The sequence below is a fragment of the Desulfovibrio sp. genome (assembly GCF_018379785.1).
Lineage (GTDB): Bacteria > Desulfobacterota > Desulfovibrionia > Desulfovibrionales > Desulfovibrionaceae > Desulfovibrio.
Map to the genome: position 1 here is coordinate 14,053 of NZ_JAGZUV010000027.1, position 18,476 is coordinate 32,528.

General features: G+C 62.6%; 21 protein-coding genes, 1 tRNA gene and 2 pseudogenes. 12 read left to right on the forward strand and 12 right to left on the reverse strand.

Features of this window, described 5'->3' with window-relative positions:
* Positions 1-164 precede the first annotated feature (164 nt).
* The gene (locus KH208_RS07535) at positions 165-890 is read left to right on the forward strand and encodes a hypothetical protein (protein ID WP_291435192.1); all 726 of its coding nucleotides are present in this window, start codon (positions 165-167) and stop codon (positions 888-890) included.
* 95 nt (positions 891-985) lie between these two features.
* Here KH208_RS07535 and KH208_RS07540 read toward each other — a convergent pair whose 3' ends face one another.
* Both KH208_RS07540 and KH208_RS07545 read right to left on the reverse strand, forming a co-directional pair.
* Positions 986-1,438, reverse strand: a complete 453-nt coding sequence (locus KH208_RS07540) for a GNAT family N-acetyltransferase (protein ID WP_291435193.1) — start codon at positions 1,436-1,438, stop codon at positions 986-988.
* Between the two features lie 35 nt (positions 1,439-1,473).
* Entirely contained in the window at positions 1,474-1,698 is a 225-nt protein-coding gene (locus KH208_RS07545) for a SlyX family protein (RefSeq protein ID WP_291435194.1), read from the reverse strand.
* A gap of 118 nt (positions 1,699-1,816) precedes the next feature.
* On the opposite strand from KH208_RS07545, the gene KH208_RS07550 reads away from it, so the two are divergent.
* Positions 1,817-2,227 carry a diacylglycerol kinase gene (locus tag KH208_RS07550; protein ID WP_062253732.1) on the forward strand — a complete coding sequence of 137 codons (411 nt, stop codon included), beginning with the start codon at positions 1,817-1,819 and terminating at the stop codon, positions 2,225-2,227.
* A gap of 151 nt (positions 2,228-2,378) precedes the next feature.
* Here the strand turns inward: KH208_RS07550 and KH208_RS07555 are convergent.
* From KH208_RS07555 to KH208_RS07580, 6 genes and pseudogenes are all read right to left on the reverse strand, one after another.
* Positions 2,379-4,180: pseudogene (locus KH208_RS07555) on the reverse strand (YgiQ family radical SAM protein).
* Between the two features lie 445 nt (positions 4,181-4,625).
* Entirely contained in the window at positions 4,626-5,060 is a 435-nt protein-coding gene (locus KH208_RS07560) for an EF-hand domain-containing protein (protein WP_291435195.1), read from the reverse strand.
* A gap of 271 nt (positions 5,061-5,331) precedes the next feature.
* A complete protein-coding gene (locus tag KH208_RS07565; protein ID WP_062253728.1) occupies positions 5,332-5,727 on the reverse strand; it encodes a hypothetical protein in 396 nt (131 codons plus the stop codon).
* A gap of 62 nt (positions 5,728-5,789) precedes the next feature.
* Positions 5,790-7,055: a phenylacetate--CoA ligase family protein gene (locus tag KH208_RS07570; protein WP_008683254.1), complete on the reverse strand. Its 1,266-nt coding sequence runs from the start codon at positions 7,053-7,055 to the stop codon at positions 5,790-5,792.
* Positions 7,056-7,201: 146 nt separating this feature from the next.
* A complete protein-coding gene (locus tag KH208_RS07575; protein WP_291435198.1) occupies positions 7,202-7,618 on the reverse strand; it encodes a hypothetical protein in 417 nt (138 codons plus the stop codon).
* A 135-nt stretch (positions 7,619-7,753) separates the two neighbouring features.
* Positions 7,754-9,130 carry a chloride channel protein gene (locus KH208_RS07580; RefSeq protein ID WP_291435199.1) on the reverse strand — a complete coding sequence of 459 codons (1,377 nt, stop codon included), beginning with the start codon at positions 9,128-9,130 and terminating at the stop codon, positions 7,754-7,756.
* 134 nt (positions 9,131-9,264) lie between these two features.
* Here KH208_RS07580 and KH208_RS07585 point away from each other — a divergent pair.
* The 6 genes and pseudogenes from KH208_RS07585 to KH208_RS07605 all read left to right on the forward strand — a co-directional run bounded on the left by KH208_RS07585 (position 9,265) and on the right by KH208_RS07605 (position 10,953).
* Positions 9,265-9,340: transfer RNA gene (locus KH208_RS07585), tRNA-Phe, on the forward strand.
* Positions 9,301-9,639, forward strand: a pseudogene (locus tag KH208_RS15520) (hypothetical protein); the annotation flags it as partial. The gene KH208_RS07585 and the pseudogene KH208_RS15520, both read left to right, overlap by 40 nt.
* A gap of 88 nt (positions 9,640-9,727) precedes the next feature.
* Positions 9,728-9,964 (forward strand): hypothetical protein, encoded by a 237-nt coding sequence (locus tag KH208_RS07590; RefSeq protein ID WP_291435200.1) that lies wholly within the window; start codon positions 9,728-9,730, stop codon positions 9,962-9,964.
* Positions 9,965-10,026: 62 nt separating this feature from the next.
* Positions 10,027-10,173 (forward strand): hypothetical protein, encoded by a 147-nt coding sequence (locus KH208_RS07595; protein ID WP_291435202.1) that lies wholly within the window; start codon positions 10,027-10,029, stop codon positions 10,171-10,173.
* A 40-nt stretch (positions 10,174-10,213) separates the two neighbouring features.
* Entirely contained in the window at positions 10,214-10,510 is a 297-nt protein-coding gene (locus KH208_RS07600; protein WP_291435204.1) for a type II toxin-antitoxin system MqsR family toxin, read from the forward strand.
* Positions 10,511-10,512: 2 nt separating this feature from the next.
* The gene (locus KH208_RS07605) at positions 10,513-10,953 is read left to right on the forward strand and encodes a type II TA system antitoxin MqsA family protein (RefSeq protein ID WP_291435206.1); all 441 of its coding nucleotides are present in this window, start codon (positions 10,513-10,515) and stop codon (positions 10,951-10,953) included.
* A 55-nt stretch (positions 10,954-11,008) separates the two neighbouring features.
* Here KH208_RS07605 and KH208_RS07610 read toward each other — a convergent pair whose 3' ends face one another.
* Positions 11,009-11,296, reverse strand: coding sequence for a hypothetical protein (locus KH208_RS07610; RefSeq protein ID WP_291435208.1), 288 nt, complete (start codon positions 11,294-11,296; stop codon positions 11,009-11,011).
* Positions 11,297-11,666: 370 nt separating this feature from the next.
* On the opposite strand from KH208_RS07610, the gene KH208_RS07615 reads away from it, so the two are divergent.
* The 3 genes from KH208_RS07615 to KH208_RS07625 are packed head-to-tail and all read left to right on the forward strand — an operon-like array spanning position 11,667 to position 12,316.
* Complete coding sequence (locus KH208_RS07615; RefSeq protein WP_291435210.1) at positions 11,667-11,930, forward strand: hypothetical protein; 264 nt, start codon at positions 11,667-11,669, stop codon at positions 11,928-11,930.
* The gene (locus KH208_RS07620) at positions 11,923-12,144 is read left to right on the forward strand and encodes a hypothetical protein (RefSeq protein WP_291435211.1); all 222 of its coding nucleotides are present in this window, start codon (positions 11,923-11,925) and stop codon (positions 12,142-12,144) included. The genes KH208_RS07615 and KH208_RS07620 overlap by 8 nt, the downstream gene beginning before the upstream one ends.
* Positions 12,137-12,316 carry a hypothetical protein gene (locus tag KH208_RS07625; RefSeq protein ID WP_291435213.1) on the forward strand — a complete coding sequence of 60 codons (180 nt, stop codon included), beginning with the start codon at positions 12,137-12,139 and terminating at the stop codon, positions 12,314-12,316. Before KH208_RS07620 ends, KH208_RS07625 begins: the two co-directional genes overlap by 8 nt.
* Before the next feature lie 144 nt (positions 12,317-12,460).
* On the opposite strand, the gene KH208_RS07630 is transcribed toward KH208_RS07625, so the two are convergent.
* The 3 genes from KH208_RS07630 to KH208_RS07640 all read right to left on the reverse strand — a co-directional run bounded on the left by KH208_RS07630 (position 12,461) and on the right by KH208_RS07640 (position 15,167).
* Positions 12,461-12,904 carry a hypothetical protein gene (locus KH208_RS07630; protein WP_291435215.1) on the reverse strand — a complete coding sequence of 148 codons (444 nt, stop codon included), beginning with the start codon at positions 12,902-12,904 and terminating at the stop codon, positions 12,461-12,463.
* A 335-nt stretch (positions 12,905-13,239) separates the two neighbouring features.
* On the reverse strand, positions 13,240-13,674 hold the full coding sequence (locus tag KH208_RS07635) for a hypothetical protein (protein ID WP_291435217.1): 435 nt from the start codon (positions 13,672-13,674) through the stop codon (positions 13,240-13,242).
* 53 nt (positions 13,675-13,727) lie between these two features.
* A complete protein-coding gene (locus KH208_RS07640) occupies positions 13,728-15,167 on the reverse strand; it encodes an SLC13 family permease (protein ID WP_291435219.1) in 1,440 nt (479 codons plus the stop codon).
* Between the two features lie 228 nt (positions 15,168-15,395).
* Between KH208_RS07640 and KH208_RS07645 the strand changes: the two genes are divergently transcribed.
* Positions 15,396-18,458 (forward strand): sigma 54-interacting transcriptional regulator, encoded by a 3,063-nt coding sequence (locus KH208_RS07645; RefSeq protein WP_291435221.1) that lies wholly within the window; start codon positions 15,396-15,398, stop codon positions 18,456-18,458.
* Positions 18,459-18,476: the final 18 nt, after the last annotated feature.

Below are 18,476 nucleotides of genomic sequence, written 5' to 3' on the forward strand. Positions count from 1 at the left end.
GTTTTTTGCTCCGGTTACGGGCCGAAGAGCCCGCGCCCTCCGCAAAAAATTTGTGTGCCTTGCCAGCGAACAAAAAATCTCACCCGCCGGTGAGAGTGGGTAAGGCGGAAGGAAAGAGCAACGCATCAAAGTAAAAAATAACGATCTCCGAGGAGGAGGCCGCCATGTCTGATAGTGATCGCAAAGTATTTCCCGTGGAATCCGTGCTGGCCCTGGTGGTGGGCAAAGAGGGCGTGGACATCAAGGATATCGCCGGTTATGTGGTGGGGCGCTCCATCGCCTGCGACTGCTGCGCCAAGGCCGTGGGGCCGTTCGCGGCGGCCTGGCTGGCCCGCTGGTACCCCAAATTCATGGACCTGACCTGGAGCGAGGACCAGTCCTGGGAAGGCTTCGTCACCCGTGGGCGCGGCATGCTGGGCGACAATGTCTCCCTGACCCCCATGGACGGCCGTACCAAGGCCCTGGCCGGCCAGACCCTGGATTATCTGGCGGATACTTTCGCCAGTCTGTCCGCGCAGACCGCCGCCGTGGTCAAGCTGGAAGAGCGCGTGCGTGAACTGGAACCCGCCGAGGCCCGCGCCGAGGCGCTCCAGAAAAAATGCGACGAGCTGGAAGCCAAGATCAAGACCATGAATTCCGACATGGGCGGCCTGCGCAAGCAGGTGGCCGAATTCCAGGGCAAGGTGGCCGTGAGCCATGACGACCTGATGCAGACCATCAAGGACGCCATCAAGGACGGCCTCAAGGGCATGGTGGTGGGCGGTGTGGCCGCCGGTGCCGCCGTAGCCGGGGCTGACGCCGCAGAGGCCGCGCCCGCTGAGGAAAATGCGGTGCCGGATGATTTCGGTTTCGGTTCCTCCGGTTCCAATTCGGACGGTTTCGGTTTCTAGCCGCCGGTTCGGATCAGTGAATGCACGACGACCCTTCCGCCTTGGCGGAAGGGTCGTTTTTTGCGGAAAGGAAACGCGGACGCGTTGCGGCCGGTTCAGAGCGCGGCGGCGTAAATGCGCGAGCTTTCTCCCCAAGGGTGCCAGCCTTGCCCCAGATAGGCAAAGCCGTAGCGTTCGTAATAGCCGACGTGTTTCGTGCTGAGATAGATTTTGCGGAAACCGAGCCGTCGGGCGTCAGCCTTGGCGTAATCCAGCAGTCGGCGGCCGTATTCATGGCCCCGGTGTTCCCGCGCCACATACAGCGCGCAGATCCAGGGCCAGAGGTCCATACGGCTGATGAAGTCATTGGGGATCAATCCGGCGCAGCCCGTAAGCGCCTCCCCGTCCCGCAGCAGATACCACTGGGGCAGGGGGCTGGGGCTGTCCAGGCAGTGCCGGACGCAGTCCTCATACATGATCTCGTTGCTGCCGCCGCCCCAGGCCTGTTGCAGAAAGGCGATGGCCGCATCCGCACAGCCCGGCTGCGCGCGGACGGAAATGATTTCCATCCCACCTCCAAAGAATCTTTAACCCTTGAAGTGCGTCAGTAGCGTTCCGGCATGAAATGCGGCGGCAGCGTGTTTTCCGGCTGCTCGGCCAGCTTTTCGCGCAAAAGGCGGATCACGGCCAGCGCGTCGGCCAGATCCCGCTCCACCTTGTCCAGCTGGGTCTGCTGGGCCGTGAGCGCGGCGTTAAGTTGCCTGAGCTGTTCTTCCTGAAAGAAGCTCAGCTCCTCCAGGCGGGTCAGACGTTGTTCCAGATCGGGCATGGTTTTCTCCCTGGTTCCCTGTTTACGCCGCACTGGCGCGTCCGGGCTTTTTCAGGCACACTGGCCCGGACGCTCCCGGCGTTTTGTCCGGGGCGGACGATAGTTGTAAGGGGGCGACATGGCTGCGCATGGTCCACAGGCGCCGGACAATCTCCGCAACAAGCTCAAAGGGCGTTCCGGTCTGCGGCGACTCTGGAATGCCTGCCGCTATTCCCGCGACGGCTTTACGGCGGCCTGGCGGGACGAGCAGGCTTTCCGCCAGATAGTCTGGGGCTGCCTCGCGGGCCTGCCGCTGGCCTGCTGGCTGGGCCAGACCTGGGGCGACCGCGTACTGCTGGCCCTGGTGCTGGTAGTGGCACTGCTGGTGGAGTTGCTGAACAGCGCCATTGAAAACGTGGTGGACCGCATTTCGCCCGAGCTGCATCCCCTGTCCAAAAAAGCCAAGGACATGGGCAGCGCCGCGCAATTCACCGCCCAGATCTGTATCCTCGTGGTCTGGGGCACGTATCTGATCGGTCGCTTTTTTTAAGGAAGCGCTGATTCATACTCTTTTTGCCCTCTGCCTGCGCCAAGCCCACTCCCTCCGCCCGGTGTTCGCCTTGCTTTAGCCGTAGGCTCAAGCAAGCCGCCGACGCGGCAACGGCTTGCGTCCTTGGCAGAAAACAAAAATCCTCATTAATCTAGCGCTTCCCGCGTCCTTCCCGGTTTTCAGGCCCGCGCGCGCCCTGCGGCTTGCGACGTCCCTCCGCCGTTTCCGCCACCGGCATGAGAATGCGATGCTGACGCAGCCGGGCGGCGTCGCTGCGGGCCACTTCAATGTCTTCACCGGCTTCGTTTTTGCCGCAATAATACATGGCCGTGGCAATGGTGCCCGGCGTGGGGATGAAGCACTGGGTCTGGCGCGGATTCCAGTGGCGTCGGCGCAGCCAGTGGGCCAGGGTTGTACCACATACTGCTCGCGCCCGGCGGCCCGGCTCTAGCAGACGAAACTCTTCAGAAAGGCCTCGAAAACCGTCAGCGGCGGCTTGCGCATCAGGGCCAGCACCGAGGGCGCGCAGTGTTCCGGGGCCACTTTGAGCTGCCCGCCCGTGAACTCGCCGGTATAGGCGGCCAGCGCCTCGGCATCGCGCAGGGCCAGATCCGCGCGTACGCCGCTGGCCACACGCACCTGTTTGACTTCGGGCAGAGCCGCCACCGCGCGCAGCAGTTCCACATGTTTGCGCTGCGGGGCCACAAAGGCCTTGCAGACCGTGGGAAAACAACAACTGGAACGGCGGCAGCGGCTTTTGCGCATGCCGGTCGGGCTGTCGCCCTCTTCTTTGGTCCCCGCGTCTTCCAGAGCGCAGTGGGCCTGCCACATATTGGCAGTGGGGCCGCCCACGTCGGAAATGGCCACGCCAGCCTTGCTCCGTCTGCCGGAGGCCGCGTCACGGCCCAGAGCGCGCGCCTCGGCCAGAATGGAGTCCGCCGAGCGCGAGCTGATGTGCCGCCCCTGATGCAGGGCCAGGGAACAGAACGAACAGCCTCCGCCGCAGCCACGGTGGCTGGTGATGCTGGTGCGCAGCATTTCCGCCGCCGGAATAGGCTGCGTATAAATGGGATGGGCCTCCCGGCAAAAGGGCAGGCTGTAGAGTTCGTCCATTTCCGCCGTAGTCAGGGGCGCGGGAGGCGGGGCCAGAACCAGGGCGCGGCCGTCCACGGGCTCAAAGGCCCAGGCGTCGCCCCGGTGCACCTGCTGTTCCAGCATCTGAGTCAGTCTGAGCAATTGTTCCGGTTCGTCCAGCAGCTGCTGATGGCTTGGCAGGGTCATCAGCGGCGCGTCCGCCAGCGTGGCGGGCGGCTTGGCGGGTCGGCCCTCGGCGTTCAGTTTGTCAAGCCAGGCCGTGCCGGGAATTCCGGCCAGCACGTTCGCGCCCGGGCTCTGGTCCCGGCTCTGATTCCGGTCTTGATCCAGGCGGCGGGCACATTCCAGAATAGCGCGCTCGCCCATGCCCCAGACCAGCAAGTCAGCCTTGGCGTCCATAAGAATGGGGCGGCGCAGGGCGTCGGTCCAGAAATCGTAATGACTGACCCGCCGCAGGGAGGCTTCAATGCCGCCCAGCACCAGGGGCAGGCCGGGAAAGGCCCGGCGCGCCAGGTTGGCGTATACCAGGCAGGCCCGGTTGGGCCGCGCGCCCGCCTTGCCGCCGGGGGTGTAGGCATCGTCATGGCGTTTTTTGCGAAAGGCCGTGTAATGGGCCAGCAGGGAGTCCAGGGCTCCGGCGCTGACGCCCGCGAACAGGCGGGGCCGCCCCATGGCCAGCAGGTCGTCGGGGCTGTCCCAGCGGGGCTGGGCCACCAGGCCGGTGCGGAAGCCGTGATGGATCAGCCAGCGCGCCAGCAGCACGCAGCCGAAGGAAGGATGGTCCACATAGGCGTCGCCGTTGATCAGCAGCACGTCCAGTTCGTCCCAGCCCAGGGCGAGCATTTCTTCGCGGGACATGGGCAGAAAGCGGGGCTGGGCCAGGGCTGCCGGAGCTCCCGAACCTCTTGGATGGCGCAATCGTGTCGAATGGTCGGGCCGGGCCGGGGCATCTGCCGTATCCGCCATTTCCGCGAGAGCGCCGGGCCGCCACTTTTCATCCGGGCCGCACGGCACGGTCCGGGAACGCGGGCCGGGGGCGGCTTGTCCGTGTGCGTCTGCATCCGGCGGCGCTGAAAAGTCGGGGAATTGGGGGCAATGCGGCCGCCTTTGGGCATCCGTATTCCGGGGGACGCTCTGCCGATGCGGACGTGGCCGCATGCCGCGCGCGGGGCGTTCCCGGCGGGCCGGAGAAAGAGGCGCGCCGGACGTTTCCGCCCGGCGCGGGGAAGCTGCGCCCGCCTCTTCCGCGTCAGGAGCCGTTGCCGGACGCCAGGGCACGGGAAAAGGCGGGGCCTTGTGTTTATCAGAGGCCATTGGGCGGCGTAACCAGGGGCATGTCCGCGCTGTCCGGCGACGGAATCATGGGATCGCCGGGCATATTGTTCATGGGTGCGCCCATCCGGGGCGGCATGCCGCCCATGCCGGGCTTCATGCCCGCCGCGTGGCCCTTGAGAAATTCATCCCACTCCACGCGGTCAATGGCGCCGTCGCCGTTTTTGTCAATGACGACAAAGGCGCTTTCCTTCATATTGGGGAAAGCGGCCTGGAATTCTTCCAGAATCACTTTGCCGTCCTTGTTTTTATCCATTTCCTCGAATTTGTCCTTTGAGGCCGCCTTGGCCGGATCGTCCGCCGCCCGAGCCTGAAGGGCGGGCAGAGCCAGCAGGCCCGCCAGGGCCAGCAGGGCGAACATCCGCAACAAAACCGGCAGGGCCGGAAAACGCAGTACACGCGTCATAACTTGCTCCTTATGCGTGGATTTTGTCTTGCCCGCGCGTGCGGCGCAAAACAATTCTTTCGGAGGCCGGAGGGCCGCCGATTTTTTAAGTATCGGCCAATCCGTCGTCCCTGTCCAGTCTCTTCGGCGGACAGGGCAGGGCAGACGCACGTAGCATCTAACTATTTGAAATTATTTGCTACGAACAACAAATATAGTTTATTATATATTAATAATTTCAAATAGTTACCGAATTAGATGCGTCTGCCCTGGCGGACAGGGCCACGGCGGGCTATGAAAAGTTTTCGCCTTCGCGCTCCATGCGGTCGATGCAGACCGTCAGATCGTCGGGCTCGCCCTGCTTGTGATCTTCGGGATAGAGCAGGGCGGACATGTAAAAGACCGAATTGAGGCCCAGCGCATTGCGGGCGCTGCCCGAAAAACGTTCCAGCGCCAGAGCCAGGTTGAAGCGCAGTTCGCCGGGCAGCCCGGCCAGCAGGGGTTTGGCGTCCTCGCCCAGGGCGGCGAGCAATTCGGCTTTTTCGCGCATTTTGGCGTTGTGGCCGGGGGTGTCCCCGGCTTCCAGCAGGCGCAGGGCTTCGGCCTCCACGGCCATGATCCGGTCATGGCGCTCTCTGAGCCATTGGATGAGCCCGGCCAGGGCTTCAGCGGCATTCTGATCGGACATGGGTCCTCCTTTTGAAGAATAGACAAAAGCCCGGCCAAGAGGCCGGGCTTTTACACTATCGGTTAATCCCAGTGGCGCTTGTCCTCGATGGGCCGGATCTGCGGCGGCAGACTGCCCGGAGCCAGAACGCGCAGTTCGGGACGCAGTTTGATCTTTTCGCGGAACTGGTGCAGCAGCTCCTCTTCGCGCTTGAAGCCGCTGGTTTCGATGAAGAGCGTCATTTCGTCGATGCCGCCGGGGTTGGTGACCTCGATCTGCCAACGCTTGATCTCCTCGAAACGGCTCATGACCTGCTCCACCTGATGGGGGTAGACGAACATGCCCATGATGCGGGCGGTGGTGTCCACGCGGCCCACAATGCTGCCCAGGCGCGGGCTGGTGCGGCCGCAGGCGCAGGGGCTGCGGTCGATGTAGGAAAGGTCGCCCGTGGCCAGGCGGATCAGCGGATACGTCTTGTTGAAGGCCGTGACCACGATTTCGCCCACTTCGCCGTCCTTGAGCGGAATGCCGGTGTCCGGATGGCAGATTTCCACATAGCAGCGGTTGGCGATGTGCAGGCCCGTCTTGTGAAAGCATTCATAGCCGATGCAGCCCACGTCCGCCGTGCCATAACCCTGGCGCATGATCAGGTCGTATTTCTTTTCCATCTGGGAGCGCATTTTTTCCGAGAGGCGCTCGCCGGTGACGAAAGCCACTTCCAGAAAGAGATCCTTGCGCAGATTCAGGCCCTTTTCCTCGGCCTTCTGGGCCAAGTGCATGAGGAAACTGGGCGTGCCCACATAGCCGGAGACGCGCAGCTTCTGCATGATGTCCAACTGGGTGGCCGCATCGGACGGCCCGGCGGGGATCACAGCGCAGCCCAGGTTGCGCAGGGGCTCTTCAAACATCAGGCCCGCGGGCGTGAGCTGGTAGTTGAAGGTGTTCTGCACCGCGTCGCCGGGACGGAAGCCCACCGAATAGAAGGCTTCGGTATAGCCCCAGTAGTCCTCTCCCCGGTCTTCGGGGTCAAAGATGGGGCCGGGCGAAAGAAAGATGCGCTTGAGCTCGCCGATGTCCTTGGTCAGCAGCCCGCCCAGGCGCGGTCCCATGGACTGCAGAAAGATCAGCTCTTTCTTTTTCAGAATGGGGATGTGCTTGATGTCCGAGAGAGTCTTGAACTTCTCCACATTGAACTGCGCGCGGTCAAAACGCTTTTTGACGTCTTCCGAATAGCGGTAGGCGTAAGAAAGCAGGTCCTTGAGCTGGATCAGGCAGTATTGGCGGCGCTCGCTCTCGTCAAGCACTTCACGGCGGCTGTAAATGCCTTCAGTACGGTCTTTGCGGGTCATGACGTTTGCCTTGTAATATTGATGGGAGGCACCATATGTAAGCAATGATCTGTACTATTGCAAGTATTTTTTTATTTATATTTATATTTCAATATGTTACATGCAAATAAAAATGATTCTTGATCGTGCGCACGGCGACAAACCATTCAACGGGCCAGCTCCCGCATGACATCCAGCACCATATCCTGTGGGCGCCTCTTGCAGGCCTCAAACAACGGCCCGTTTCGGTCGATGACGGCCTCCATATCTTCGACAAACCAAGGCGCCGCGCCGCGTCCGGCATGCAGATAACCCACCAGCCAGAGCGCTATGCCCTTCTCCGACGCCCAAGGGCGTCCGGCGCTTCCGTGCACAAGATCGTGGCAGGCAAGGGTAGTCATAGCGTAGCTTTGGCCTGGTACAATAAGGGTTTTTTTGAGTTCAATCCAAATGTCCATGACCTTGGCCTGGGGGCGCGTCTCGCACTGCCTGTACAGTTGGCCCAATGCCTCGTCAGCCCATTCCGGATTCAGACTTTCCTGGCCGGTTTTGCGGGCGGCGTAGCCGTCGAAGCAAAGGAACACGGGGGAGAGTTCCCGAATATGAGCAGTCGGGCGTGTAAAATCGGCGCACGTGCTCTCCGGATAGGTGTTCGATTCGCAGGCCGTGAGCGTCGATAAAAGCAAAAGCGGCAGGAAAAAGCGGCGCACGTATCCTCCCTAAGCGGTTGCGCCCGGAACGCCGGCGGCCTGATCGATTTTGGCCTGCCGGGCTTTTTCCTGGTCCACGGCACGCTGCTTCAGGCTGTCGTAGACCGGCGGCGAATTCAGGCAGTTGGCGGTCAGGGCGGCCAGATAGGCCGTGACCACAATGGCCGGGGCGTTGTGCAGCGAGCCGGTCATTTCGACCAGCAGGGCCGCGCCGGTGAGCGGCGCGCGTACCGTGGAGGCAAACAGCCCGGCCATGCACAGAATGAGCAGGGTGGCGCCCTGTTCCGGGCCGATGCACTCCAGGGAGAGCAGGGCCGAGGCCGCGCAGCCGCCGGCCAGAGCGCCGCCGAGCAGTATGGGCATGAGCAGGCCGCCGGCCACGCCTGAAGCGAAGCTCACGCAGGAAAACAGTATCTTGGCGGCCAGCAGCAGCAAGAGCGCGCCCAGCGGCAGGGCCAGGCCTTCCAGCTCCACCGCGCCCGGACCGAAGCCCACCAGCACCTGGGGGTAGAAGTAGAGCAGCAGGCCGCTGATCAGAAAGGGGGTCAGCACGCGCACGGGCTGGGGCATCAGCGGGCTGCGGTCGGCCCAGTGGGTCAGGCGGACCAGGATGGCGTTGTAGGCGGCGCCCAGCATGCCCATCATGCCGCCCAGCAGAGGCACGATCCACCATTGCAGCAGGGAGAGCGTGCCCGTATTGTGGAAGGGAAAGACCCGTCCGAAGCCGAAGAGCACCTCGATCACAAACCAGGCCGAGGCGGCGGCCAACGCGGTAAACAGCAGCATGGGCGCGCTGATCACGGTTTTCATTTCTTCAAAGGCGAAGCAGAGTCCGGCGGCCGGAGCGCCGAAGGCCGCCGTGAGCCCGGCCACGCTGCCGCCGATGAGATAGCGCGGCATGGTCTGGGCTTTGTCGTCATGCCAGATGCGGCCCACGCCGCAGCCTACGGCCGCGCCCATCTGGATGCAGGGGCCCTCGCGGCCCACGGAAAGTCCGCCGGTCAGGGAGACCAGGGTGCCCACGAATTTGGCCCAGATCACCGTGACCCAGCGCATGGGCAGATGCCCGGCCACGGTCAGCTCCACCTGGGGGATGCCGCTGCCGCTGATCAGCGGTTCATGCCGCAGCAGTTGCCAGGCCAGAAGGCCGAGCAGGACCAGCGCCACGAAGATGCTCAGACCCACCAGGGGGTCGGACAGGCTGTGGCCGTGCACATAGTCCACAACCGCTGTGTTGATCAGAGTGTAGGTCTGGCGGAACAGGCCGATCACCGCGCCGGTGATGCCGCCCGTGACCAGGGCCTGCAACATGAGCCGCCACACGCCAAGGGTGCGCAGGGCCTGCACTTCACGTAAAATCGGGGGAACTGAGGCACGAAATTGCACGGGAACTCCTCGGCTGGACTGTAAACAACGGGAGTATGGCCGGAAGATGCGCAAGATTCAAGTTTTCGCGGGAAATTTCCCCAAAAAAGGCTTGCCAAAGCCTCGCCAAGCGGGTACAAGACTTTCCCACATGGGCCGAGGTAGCTCAGTTGGTAGAGCAGGGGACTGAAAATCCCCGTGTCGGCAGTTCAATTCTGTCCCTCGGCACCATATATTTCAAGGGGTTAGGCATAAGCCGAACCCCTTTTTCTGCACCAAATTGCACCAAACCCGGCATGAGAGCTGCAGCCCGTTATAGGTGCAAGGGCGCGTCGCATGAGTCACACACCCCGGTGCGCGCCACCATGATCGACCTGTCCAGCTCCCGGATCCGCATTCCCGGGGGCCTCTGGCTCTATCTGCTGGATACCTACTATTTCAAGAGTCTTATTTTTGCCCGCCTGGAGCCTGATGCGCGTCAGTCCATGACCTTGCACAGGGAGACGGACCAATCTTTTGCCGCGCAGATCTGCGCCGAGGCCCTGGTGCGCGGCCGTAAAGGCAAGCTGGCCTGGGTACGGAAAAAATCGGAACAACCACTATCTGGACTGTACCGTCATGGCCAGCGCCTGCGTGGACGGGGCCTGGTTGCCCAGTTTTCAGATGATCGTGGAACGCGAGCTTTTGGCCGCAGCCCAGGCCTGTCTGGTTCGGCCCGTCGTGGCGGAAGCCCGGGGCGTAGACCCGCGGACCTGCATGACCGCCCGGCCGCCTTTGCCCGCTCGTGTGCTGCCCGGCAGGGAAGCGCCCCAACGCAACCGTCCCGGCTTCCTGCGTGGCCGGGGCGAGTATTAGGAGATCGCCATGGGCCGGAACGCCAATCTTCCCCATGACCGGGCCAAAGGATCGGAGTCAATGTGCAGACAGCGGCTGCCCGCCTTGGCTGCACCGATTCCTGGGTGTACAAGCTGGTGGCCTTCCGCATCGGCAACCGCAAGGGCCTGCAGGTGACGGTGAGCCGTATCGAGGCCTACTTGGCCAGCCGTAAGGTCGAGCCTGAATAGAAGACTTGTCAAAATTAACCAAAATGGTTATTCTGTCTTCATGGAAAAGAGCAAACCTTCCTGCCCCCTCTCGCAAGTCAAGGCTCTCGTGGAAGCCGGGAAGCTCAGGTACACCAGGTCCGCGTTGCTGGCGGCTGATGCCCTTGGTTTTGACCGCCATGGCATCAAACTGGAAATCCTGCGGCTGGAAACGGCGGAATTTTACAAGAGCATGACCACTTATCGGGATTCCACAATCTGGCAGGACGTGTATCGCCATCACTCCACAGTGGGCATGCTGTATATCAAGCTGACCGTGCTGGATGACGTGCTGGTTGTCTCTTTCAAGGAGCTGTGAAGATGAAATGCCCCGTTTGCGGCGGTTCCAGTCTGCGCCGGGACTGCGACAGAAAGATTCCCTATACCTATAAAGGCCAGGAGACCGTGCTGGACGTGCATGGCGACTGGTGCCCTGATTGCGACGAAATGATTTTTTCCGACGAAGAGGCTGCGGCCATGGAAAAGCAGATGGCCGATTTCAAGCGCCTAGTCAACAGCCAGTCCGTGGACCCCGAGTTCATCCAGTCCGTCCGTAAAAAGCTCGGCCTGAATCAGAAGCAGGCCGGGGAGCTGTTCGGTGGCGGGGTGAACGCCTTCAGCCGCTATGAGCGGGGCAAGATAAACCCGCCACAGTCGCTGGTGGTGTTGCTGCAGCTGCTGGACCACAAGCCGGAGCTGCTGGACGATGTCGTCCAGTGCACCAAAAGCAGACCGGCAGTCAATGGGACGGTCGGGATGTGAATGCCGGATAAAGAAAAAAACACATTTTCTGGTCGCCAGAGGGGGTGAAACGGACTCACCCCCCCATCCTCGTTGTACCCATGTGGTCCAGCACCAAATAATCCAGCGAAGTGGTGATGGTAGTGAAAGAAGAGATGTGTTCGGCCACGGGCTTTTCACCCACCAGGCTCTGGAGAATGGAGAGCAGTTCCGCGCGTTCTTCCGCGTCAATCACGCCGTCTTCCAGCATCTGGGCCACGCGGGTATTGAGCACGTCGAAGGGCCAACAGGTCAGATGCTGGTTTTCCTGCAGCCAGGTGATCAGGAAGTCCGCTTCCCTTTCGTTGACGATCCCGTCAGCCACCAAACCCTGGCAATGCCCACCAGTTCCGAAATGCTGCGGTCCTCAATGCGGTGCTTGTTCTGTGTGAAATGTTCTCCCGGCATAGCTTCCTCCCGATGTTAGACGGTACTTTCCGGGCTTGGCACGCTCCGTGCATTTTGGCAAGCAATTTGACGGGTGCCTAAGAACACCTTCAACGACGGCTGCCAATCCGTGAGCGTGGCGTTTTTTGTGCCCTCCGTACAGGAAAAGCGGTGGTGCATCCTTCGGCTGCATGGGCGGGAGTGGGCTAATACAACACCCTTCGGGGAAATATGCCCGCCGTTCGTTGACGGTTCTTAGCTCCCGGCCTTTTTTGCGTCCGCAGAAAGGCAATAAGAAACTCAACGAGGTGTCTTATGTCTCAGCCCCTTCCCCGTCCCGTTTTCCTTTCCGTGGCGCGGCCCTGAGGCAATGCTGCTGCTCCATTGCCGTCATCGACGACGTCATGGGCAGGCTTGCCCTGCTGCAAGGCTATTTTTCTCTCCTGAATTCCTCTCCCGTAAGTCCGGCCGGCGGCATGACGAGTGTCCTTGCCGGGGCCTGGTCCGAACTGCGCGACGTCCGCAACCGTCTTTCCGGCCTGGCCGGGCAGAAGGAGGCGGATCATGTCTAAGCTCATCCCGCTCTGTTTTCCTGTCTGGCGGTTCGTCCATCACGCCGGCCCCTACATGGCGGCCATCCTCTATATCCGGAAGAGATACGCTCATGATCCGGAGTATGAGGCGGCCCTTATCCAGTCCGTTTTCGACATCGCCCAGGCCAATGCCCTGGCGCGCGACGCCGGACGGGCGGCGGCCTTTCCGGAAGCCGAGGTGGTCAATGCGTAACGCCGTCTCTCTGGGCAGTACCCTGACCACGGACCTGCTGACGCCGCTTATGGCCTATGCCGAAATGCTCAAGCAGGGCGGCGTATATGCCCAGAGCCGTCTGCTCTGGACCCTTGTCGAGGACGTGGACCGTAAGCTGATGCAGATGTTCGACCCATTTATGGGCCGCTAGGAATAGCGGCGGAAGTCAGGTCTGGCCTCCTTCAGGGGGCGGACGAGTAATAGGCCCTTATAGGGCCAAATCAGCACCACCCCTTGAAGGAGCGGTGCTGATTTTATCCGGCTTGGAACCTCGCTGCGAGGTCGGCCCGCGCGTTTATCCCTCTTCGGGCTGGAGGCGAAAATCCGCCACCAGCGAGCACAGGCTGTTCAGCGTGTCCAGAGGAGCCATCAGGGTGTCGCCCAGCAGCGTCACGGCGTAGCCGTCCATGCTCGCGCCCGTTTCAAAGTGCTGCAGGAGAAAGATCAGGGTGTGGAGACGGTTGCACGCCTTGTCAAACATCTCCTGCCAGCTTTGGGCCTGGTGTTGCGCGAGCAGCCTCCGCTCTTCCTCCACAATATAGTCGGGGACGCGGTAGGTGCGGATTTCCGAAGGCCTTTCGGCATCAACGGCGGGGGCGTCGCCGGATTCGGCTACGGGCGGGGGCGGGCCTGCCGCCAGCAGGACCTGGGCAATTTGTTGCAGTTTTTCGGCCAGGGCAACGAAATCGGGGAGGGGCCGCGCCGAAGGCGACGGCGCGTCCGCGAGAGGATGGGACATACGGCGCTCCATTGGTTTAGTATCGGCACTTGGCTATGAGAAATGCCGGGACTCAACTACGCCCAATGGAGCGCTGCTCGTATTCCCCCGAAGGGTCTTGTATTCGGAGCTATCGACCCGGCAATGCATGCTGTGGGCGTGGATGCCCAAAAAGAAACCCAGCGGTATGCCGGGCAGATTGCGCGCCTTGTTTATCCAGCCGCGCCCGCTGCCATTGGAAGTAGTGGAAAAAAGATAAACCGCCCCCCGGCGGGCGTCAAGCCGTCGGAGAGGGATGCCCTTGCCGGGCATCCCTCTCCGGTGGGGAAAGTGTTCCATGTCCTCAGCGCAATTTTCTAAAAAGCCGTATTTCCGCCGATGACGCCCGCGTAGCTGGAGCGGAACTGCGTGCCCCAATGCCCGTTCATCCTGGTGAGGATGTAGAAGGATTCAAAGGCGACGATTTTTTCATGCGCGGGCGTGTAGCGCGAGAACTGCACGGCCATGTGGATTTTATCCTCATCGGCCTGGATCATCTTGCGCCGGTCCCATTTTGTGTAGCCCCAGCCGGAGGCCTCGCGCAGGCGGCTGACGTCATTGTCCCGGGCGTAGTCTTCGGGCGAGTTCCAGATCTGGACCGCGAGGCCGCCCAGGCGCACGTGCGGATAGTGCAGGCTTTGCGCCCAGAGCAGGGGCGAGCCGCTGTTGAAGGTTTCCATGAATTCGTCCAGCGCTGCCATGCCTGCGCGTTCCAGTTCGATCCATTGCGCGGAGCCGGGGTTGGCTGCCATATGATCCTCCTTGTGTCCGGGGTTGCGGGTATGGGTATTGCCGTGCGGCGGGCTCAGGCCGCGCCGGTGAGCTTCCAGAAGGGATAGAAGACGAGGATGAGCGCGATCAGCGCCATGAGCGCCCGCCAGGCGAAGACCAGGACCATGTCCTTGAAATTGATGTAGCCCGTGGAGAACATGTACAGAAAAGCCGCGTATTCGTAGGGCAGCACGTACTGGTCCAGACCGAGCATGAAGGCGTAGGCCGGGGCCAGAGGATTGATGCCCAGGGCCTTGGCGATTTCCGCCAGCGGCACGGTGAAGGTGCTTACGGCGGCCACCGGCGTGAGCAGGAAGTTGAGCCCCGCCCCGGAGAAGAAGGAGGCGATGACCGTGCCCAGCTCTCCCTTGCCCTGCAGCAGGGGCAGCACTGCCCGGGCGATGCTCTTGTCCATGCCCGTGGCCTGGGCCGCCGCGCCGATGGACATGCAGCCCACGATGAACAGCACGGAGGTCAGGTTCAGCGTGGCGAACTTTTTGCCGTCCACCAGGTCAAAGCCCGGCAGAAAACCGACAAAGCCCACCACCATCATGATCCAGCCGATGTTGATGCCGTGCCACTTGTCCGTCATCATCAGGACGGCCAGCACCGCGAAGAGCGCCAGGGCCTTCTTTTCGCGCAGGCTCATGGGGCCCAGCCCGGCGTACTGCTCTTCCACCCAGACGCGGGCGTCAACAGTGCTCCTGGGCCGCATGACCAGCCGCAGCACCACAATGGACAACACGCTGTAGACCACGCTGGGCGCGAAATTCTGCAGAAAATACTCCAGCCATGACACGTGCACCCCGGCCGTGGCGAGCATTTGCAGATTCAGGGTCACTTCGCCCGCGCCCGTGTACAGGCCCATGCGGGGCCCGGCCACGGCCAGGTAACCGGCCATCAGCAGGGTGGATGCCTCGCGCGAGCGGGCCTTGAAGCCCATGGCGTCGCAGATGCCGATGCAGATGATGCCCAGCAGGATGCACTTCCCTGTGGATGTGGGCATGAGCGGCGCAATGATGAAGCCCGCCAGCAGAATGCCCCAGAGCAGGCGGCGGAAGGAGCTGCCCGTGACGTGCAGGGCCCAGAGGGCGATGCGCCGGGCAAGCCCCGTATGTTGAAGCACCAGGCCGGTCATCAGCCCGCCGAGGATCATCCAGCCCATGGGCTTGGTCCACGGTGAAAGCACCTGCGCGGGCGTGCCCACGCCCGACAGGATATAGCCCATGGGCAGCATGACGGCCACGAGTCCGTCGGGCAGCAGGGAAAAACCCCAGAGACAGATGGCCAGCACCGTGAGGCTGAAAAACCAGCAGGCGGGCCGGGGCAGACCGGCGACGACACAGACGGCCAGAATGACCGCCGCGCACAGCAGGGAAAAAATCCATTTCAGATGTTCGTTGCGGGTGGGAGGGATCGCGGCCGCGCCGCCTGTGCCGGTGGCTGCGGTTTCCGTGGCGTGTGTGATATTCATGCCCGACCTCCATCATGGTTTCCGGTGCGGTGGCGCTTCCCGGCCTTCCGAAAGCGGCGTGGGAAGCTGAAACGGAGAGAGCAAGAGCGGTGCCAATATGGATTTTATTTTTTATTGTTTAAAATCAATATGTTATTGCTATTAATTCCAAATACGCTCTTTTTGGGGCTTGTTTATTAAATAGATTTTGTCCAATATCTGGATTAAATCTGAAAACAGGGCCGACAGATGACCCATGATCCGCAGGAATCCCTGCCACAGGCTCTGGCCGCGCTGCTGGCCGTGGATAAAATCCGCTACACGCGGCAGGCGCTGATTCAATTGGGGCCCTGGCCGCCCGCGGCCGTGGATGAAGTTTTGCGTCTTTTCGCCGCGCGTGGGCTGGCGCGGCCGTCGCGCTCGGGGCTCTGGCGGGGACGGGCCGAGGCGCTACGCGCTTTTTCGCGTGAGCGCGCGCCGGAAGTCACGGCGCGTCCATTGTTGCGGGCCGTGGCTTCGTTGGAGAGCGGAGCCGTTCTCGACGGTTGTGAAATATTGCTGGAAGAAGTGCGGCAGACCCTGGACGACGGGCGATGCGCGGCGGTGCTGGCGCTGCTGGATCTGCTGCTGTCCGGCCTGCGCCGATGGAGCGGGGACACGGAGGAGGCGGAGGCGTTGCGGCGCTATCTGAGCGTGTTTCGCAGCGTTCAGGGCATTTCCATCTATATGGGCAAGAGCGGCCAGGAAGTTCTGGATTTGCTGCCTCGGGCCCGCGCCGCCGCCGAGGCGCTGGGGGACAGGCGCGTCACCCTTATGCTGGACCTCACGGAGGCCAGCCAGCGTCACCTGACCCGGATGCACAATACGGAGCGGCCATATGCCCTGCTGGCCCGCACCCTGGCCTCCATCAGGGAACTGGGCGACCCGGACATTCTGGAGGAGGCCTCGCACAGCATCGGCATCCTGCATTTTATGCAGGGCGCGTACAGCGAGGCCCTGCCCTGTCTTGAAACCGGCGCTGTGAGCCGGTTCACCGCGCATTTCAACTACTTTGAGGAAGCGCGGCTGCGCTATATCGGCAGCGCCGCCTGCAGTCTGGGCCTTCCGGCCAAGGCCGCGGGCATTCTGCTGGCCGGGCTGCGCGAAGCGCGGCTGCGCCGCAACCGGCAGACGCGGAAATGGATTCAGACCCATCTGGCCGACGATCTCATGCGCATGGGGCGGCCCGACGAGGGCCTTGCCCTGCTGGATGAACTTCTGCTCTGCTGCGACCCGGCCACGGAAACCACCCTGTGGATCTGGAACATGCGTTCGCTGGCGCATTATCATTTTCTGAAGGGGCGCGTCGCAACCTCGCACAGGATTTTTTACGCCAGCATGCGCTATTGCGTGCGCATGGGGCTCCAGCGTCCCTATTACGGCTTCACCTGGCTGTTTGACATGCTCTGGGCCTATGAATGGCAGGGCTTGCCCCGGATTCCGGGCTATGATCTTGAAGACGAGCTGGCGGCCGCGCAGCAGAGCCCCAACCGGCATCTCAAGGGCGCGGCCCTGCGCATCCGGGCTTTGCAGGCCCGCGCCAGAGGGGTGGACCCGGCACAGGTGCGCGGCCTCCTGGTGCGCGGCCTGACGTATGCCAAGCGGGTAGGCAGTCCGCTGGAGATCGCCCGCTGCCGCCTTGCCCTGGCGTATTGCCTTTCGCGGCGGCGCGCCCGCCAGGCCGAGCTTTTATTTTCGGCGGCCAGAGCCGTGTTGCGGCGCTATACCCAGTACGACTGTCCTGACGGCCCCGGAGGCGAGCCGGACGCGCCTTATTGCCCCGACGGCCGGAGCTGTCTGCGCCGCTGCCGGGAAGGACTGGAGGCCCTGCCCGCCTGGTCGGATCTGGACGCCCACCTGGCCGATATGCTGCGCATTGTCAGCGAGACCTTTGAAGTGGAGCGGGCGGCTCTGTTCAGCCCGGACGCCGAGGGGCCGGTCATGGTGTGCAACATTTCGCGCCTGGAGCTGGAAAGCCCGGGCTTCCGCCCCGTGCTGAAAAAGGCCGCCGCCGTCATGGAGGCGGCTTCAGGCGAACCCGCGCGCGCCGCGCGGGGCGCCGGAATATATCTGCCCCTGACGGTTCCCAATGCCCGCCCGTGGCTTCTTTTTCTGCAATGCGAGTTTTTCACCAGCCACATCAGCGCCCAGGGCACGGAAATATTCCGCGAGCTGGGCGGCTTGCTGGCGCGGGAGCTGCAAACCGCCCGGCGTTTGCAGGAAGGCATGCGCAAGGCCCTGCATGCCGTGGAAGAACGGGGCCGCGTGGCCGCCGAGCGCATGGCCGCCCTGGATGAACCTTACTACGGAGCCGGGCTCGACGACGTGCTGCGCCAGGCGGACAGCACGGCCGTCACCGACGCGCCGGTGCTTATCCTGGGTGAAACCGGAGTGGGCAAGGATCTGCTGGCCCGGCGCGTCCATGCGCGCAGCGGCCGGGCCGGAGCTTTTGTGCCCATTCATCCGGCCAGCATTCCGGAACAGCTTTTTGAAAGCGAACTCTTCGGACATGAAAAAGGTGCGTTTACCGGAGCCTGGCGGCAGAAGCTGGGCCATCTGGAAGTGGCGGACGGCGGCACGCTGTTTATCGACGAAGTGGGTGATGTGCCTTTGCCCATGCAGACCAAGTTGCTCAGGGTTTTGCAGGAGAAATGCTTTATGCGGGTGGGCGGCATCCGCGAGATCCGTTCTGATTTCCGTCTGGTGGCGGCCACCAACCGGGATCTCAAAAGCATGGTGGCCCAGGGGCGCTTCAGGGAAGATCTTTACTACCGTATTTCCGTGGTGCCTCTCACCCTGCCGCCCCTGCGCGAACGCCCCGCCGACATTCCCCTGCTGGCGCGGCGCTTCGTGGAGATGTTCAGCCGCCGTTACCAGCGCCGTGTGCCGCCTCTGGAAAGGGAAGAGCTGGAACGCCTGCGCGCCTATGCCTGGCCCGGCAATGTGCGGGAACTGAAGAACGTGGTGGAGCGGGCGGTCATTCTCCACTCCGGCGGTCCGCTGCACCTGCTGCGTCCCGTTGAAGCGCCGCCGCTTCCGGCGGAAAAGACAACCCCGTCCGGGCCGCTTTCCGGCCTGGAATGGGAAGATTTGCCGAACCTGGAAGAATTGCAGCGCCGTTACATCCGCCATGTGCTGCGTCTCGCCCGAGGCCGCGTGGACGGCGAGAACGGGGCCCTGCGCATCCTCGGCATGAAGCGTTCGACCCTGTATGCGCGCATCCGGGCCTGGGGCCTGGACGCGGTCTCGCAGCTTTACGGCAGGGAGAAATAGGGCCGCCGGCGGCCGAAG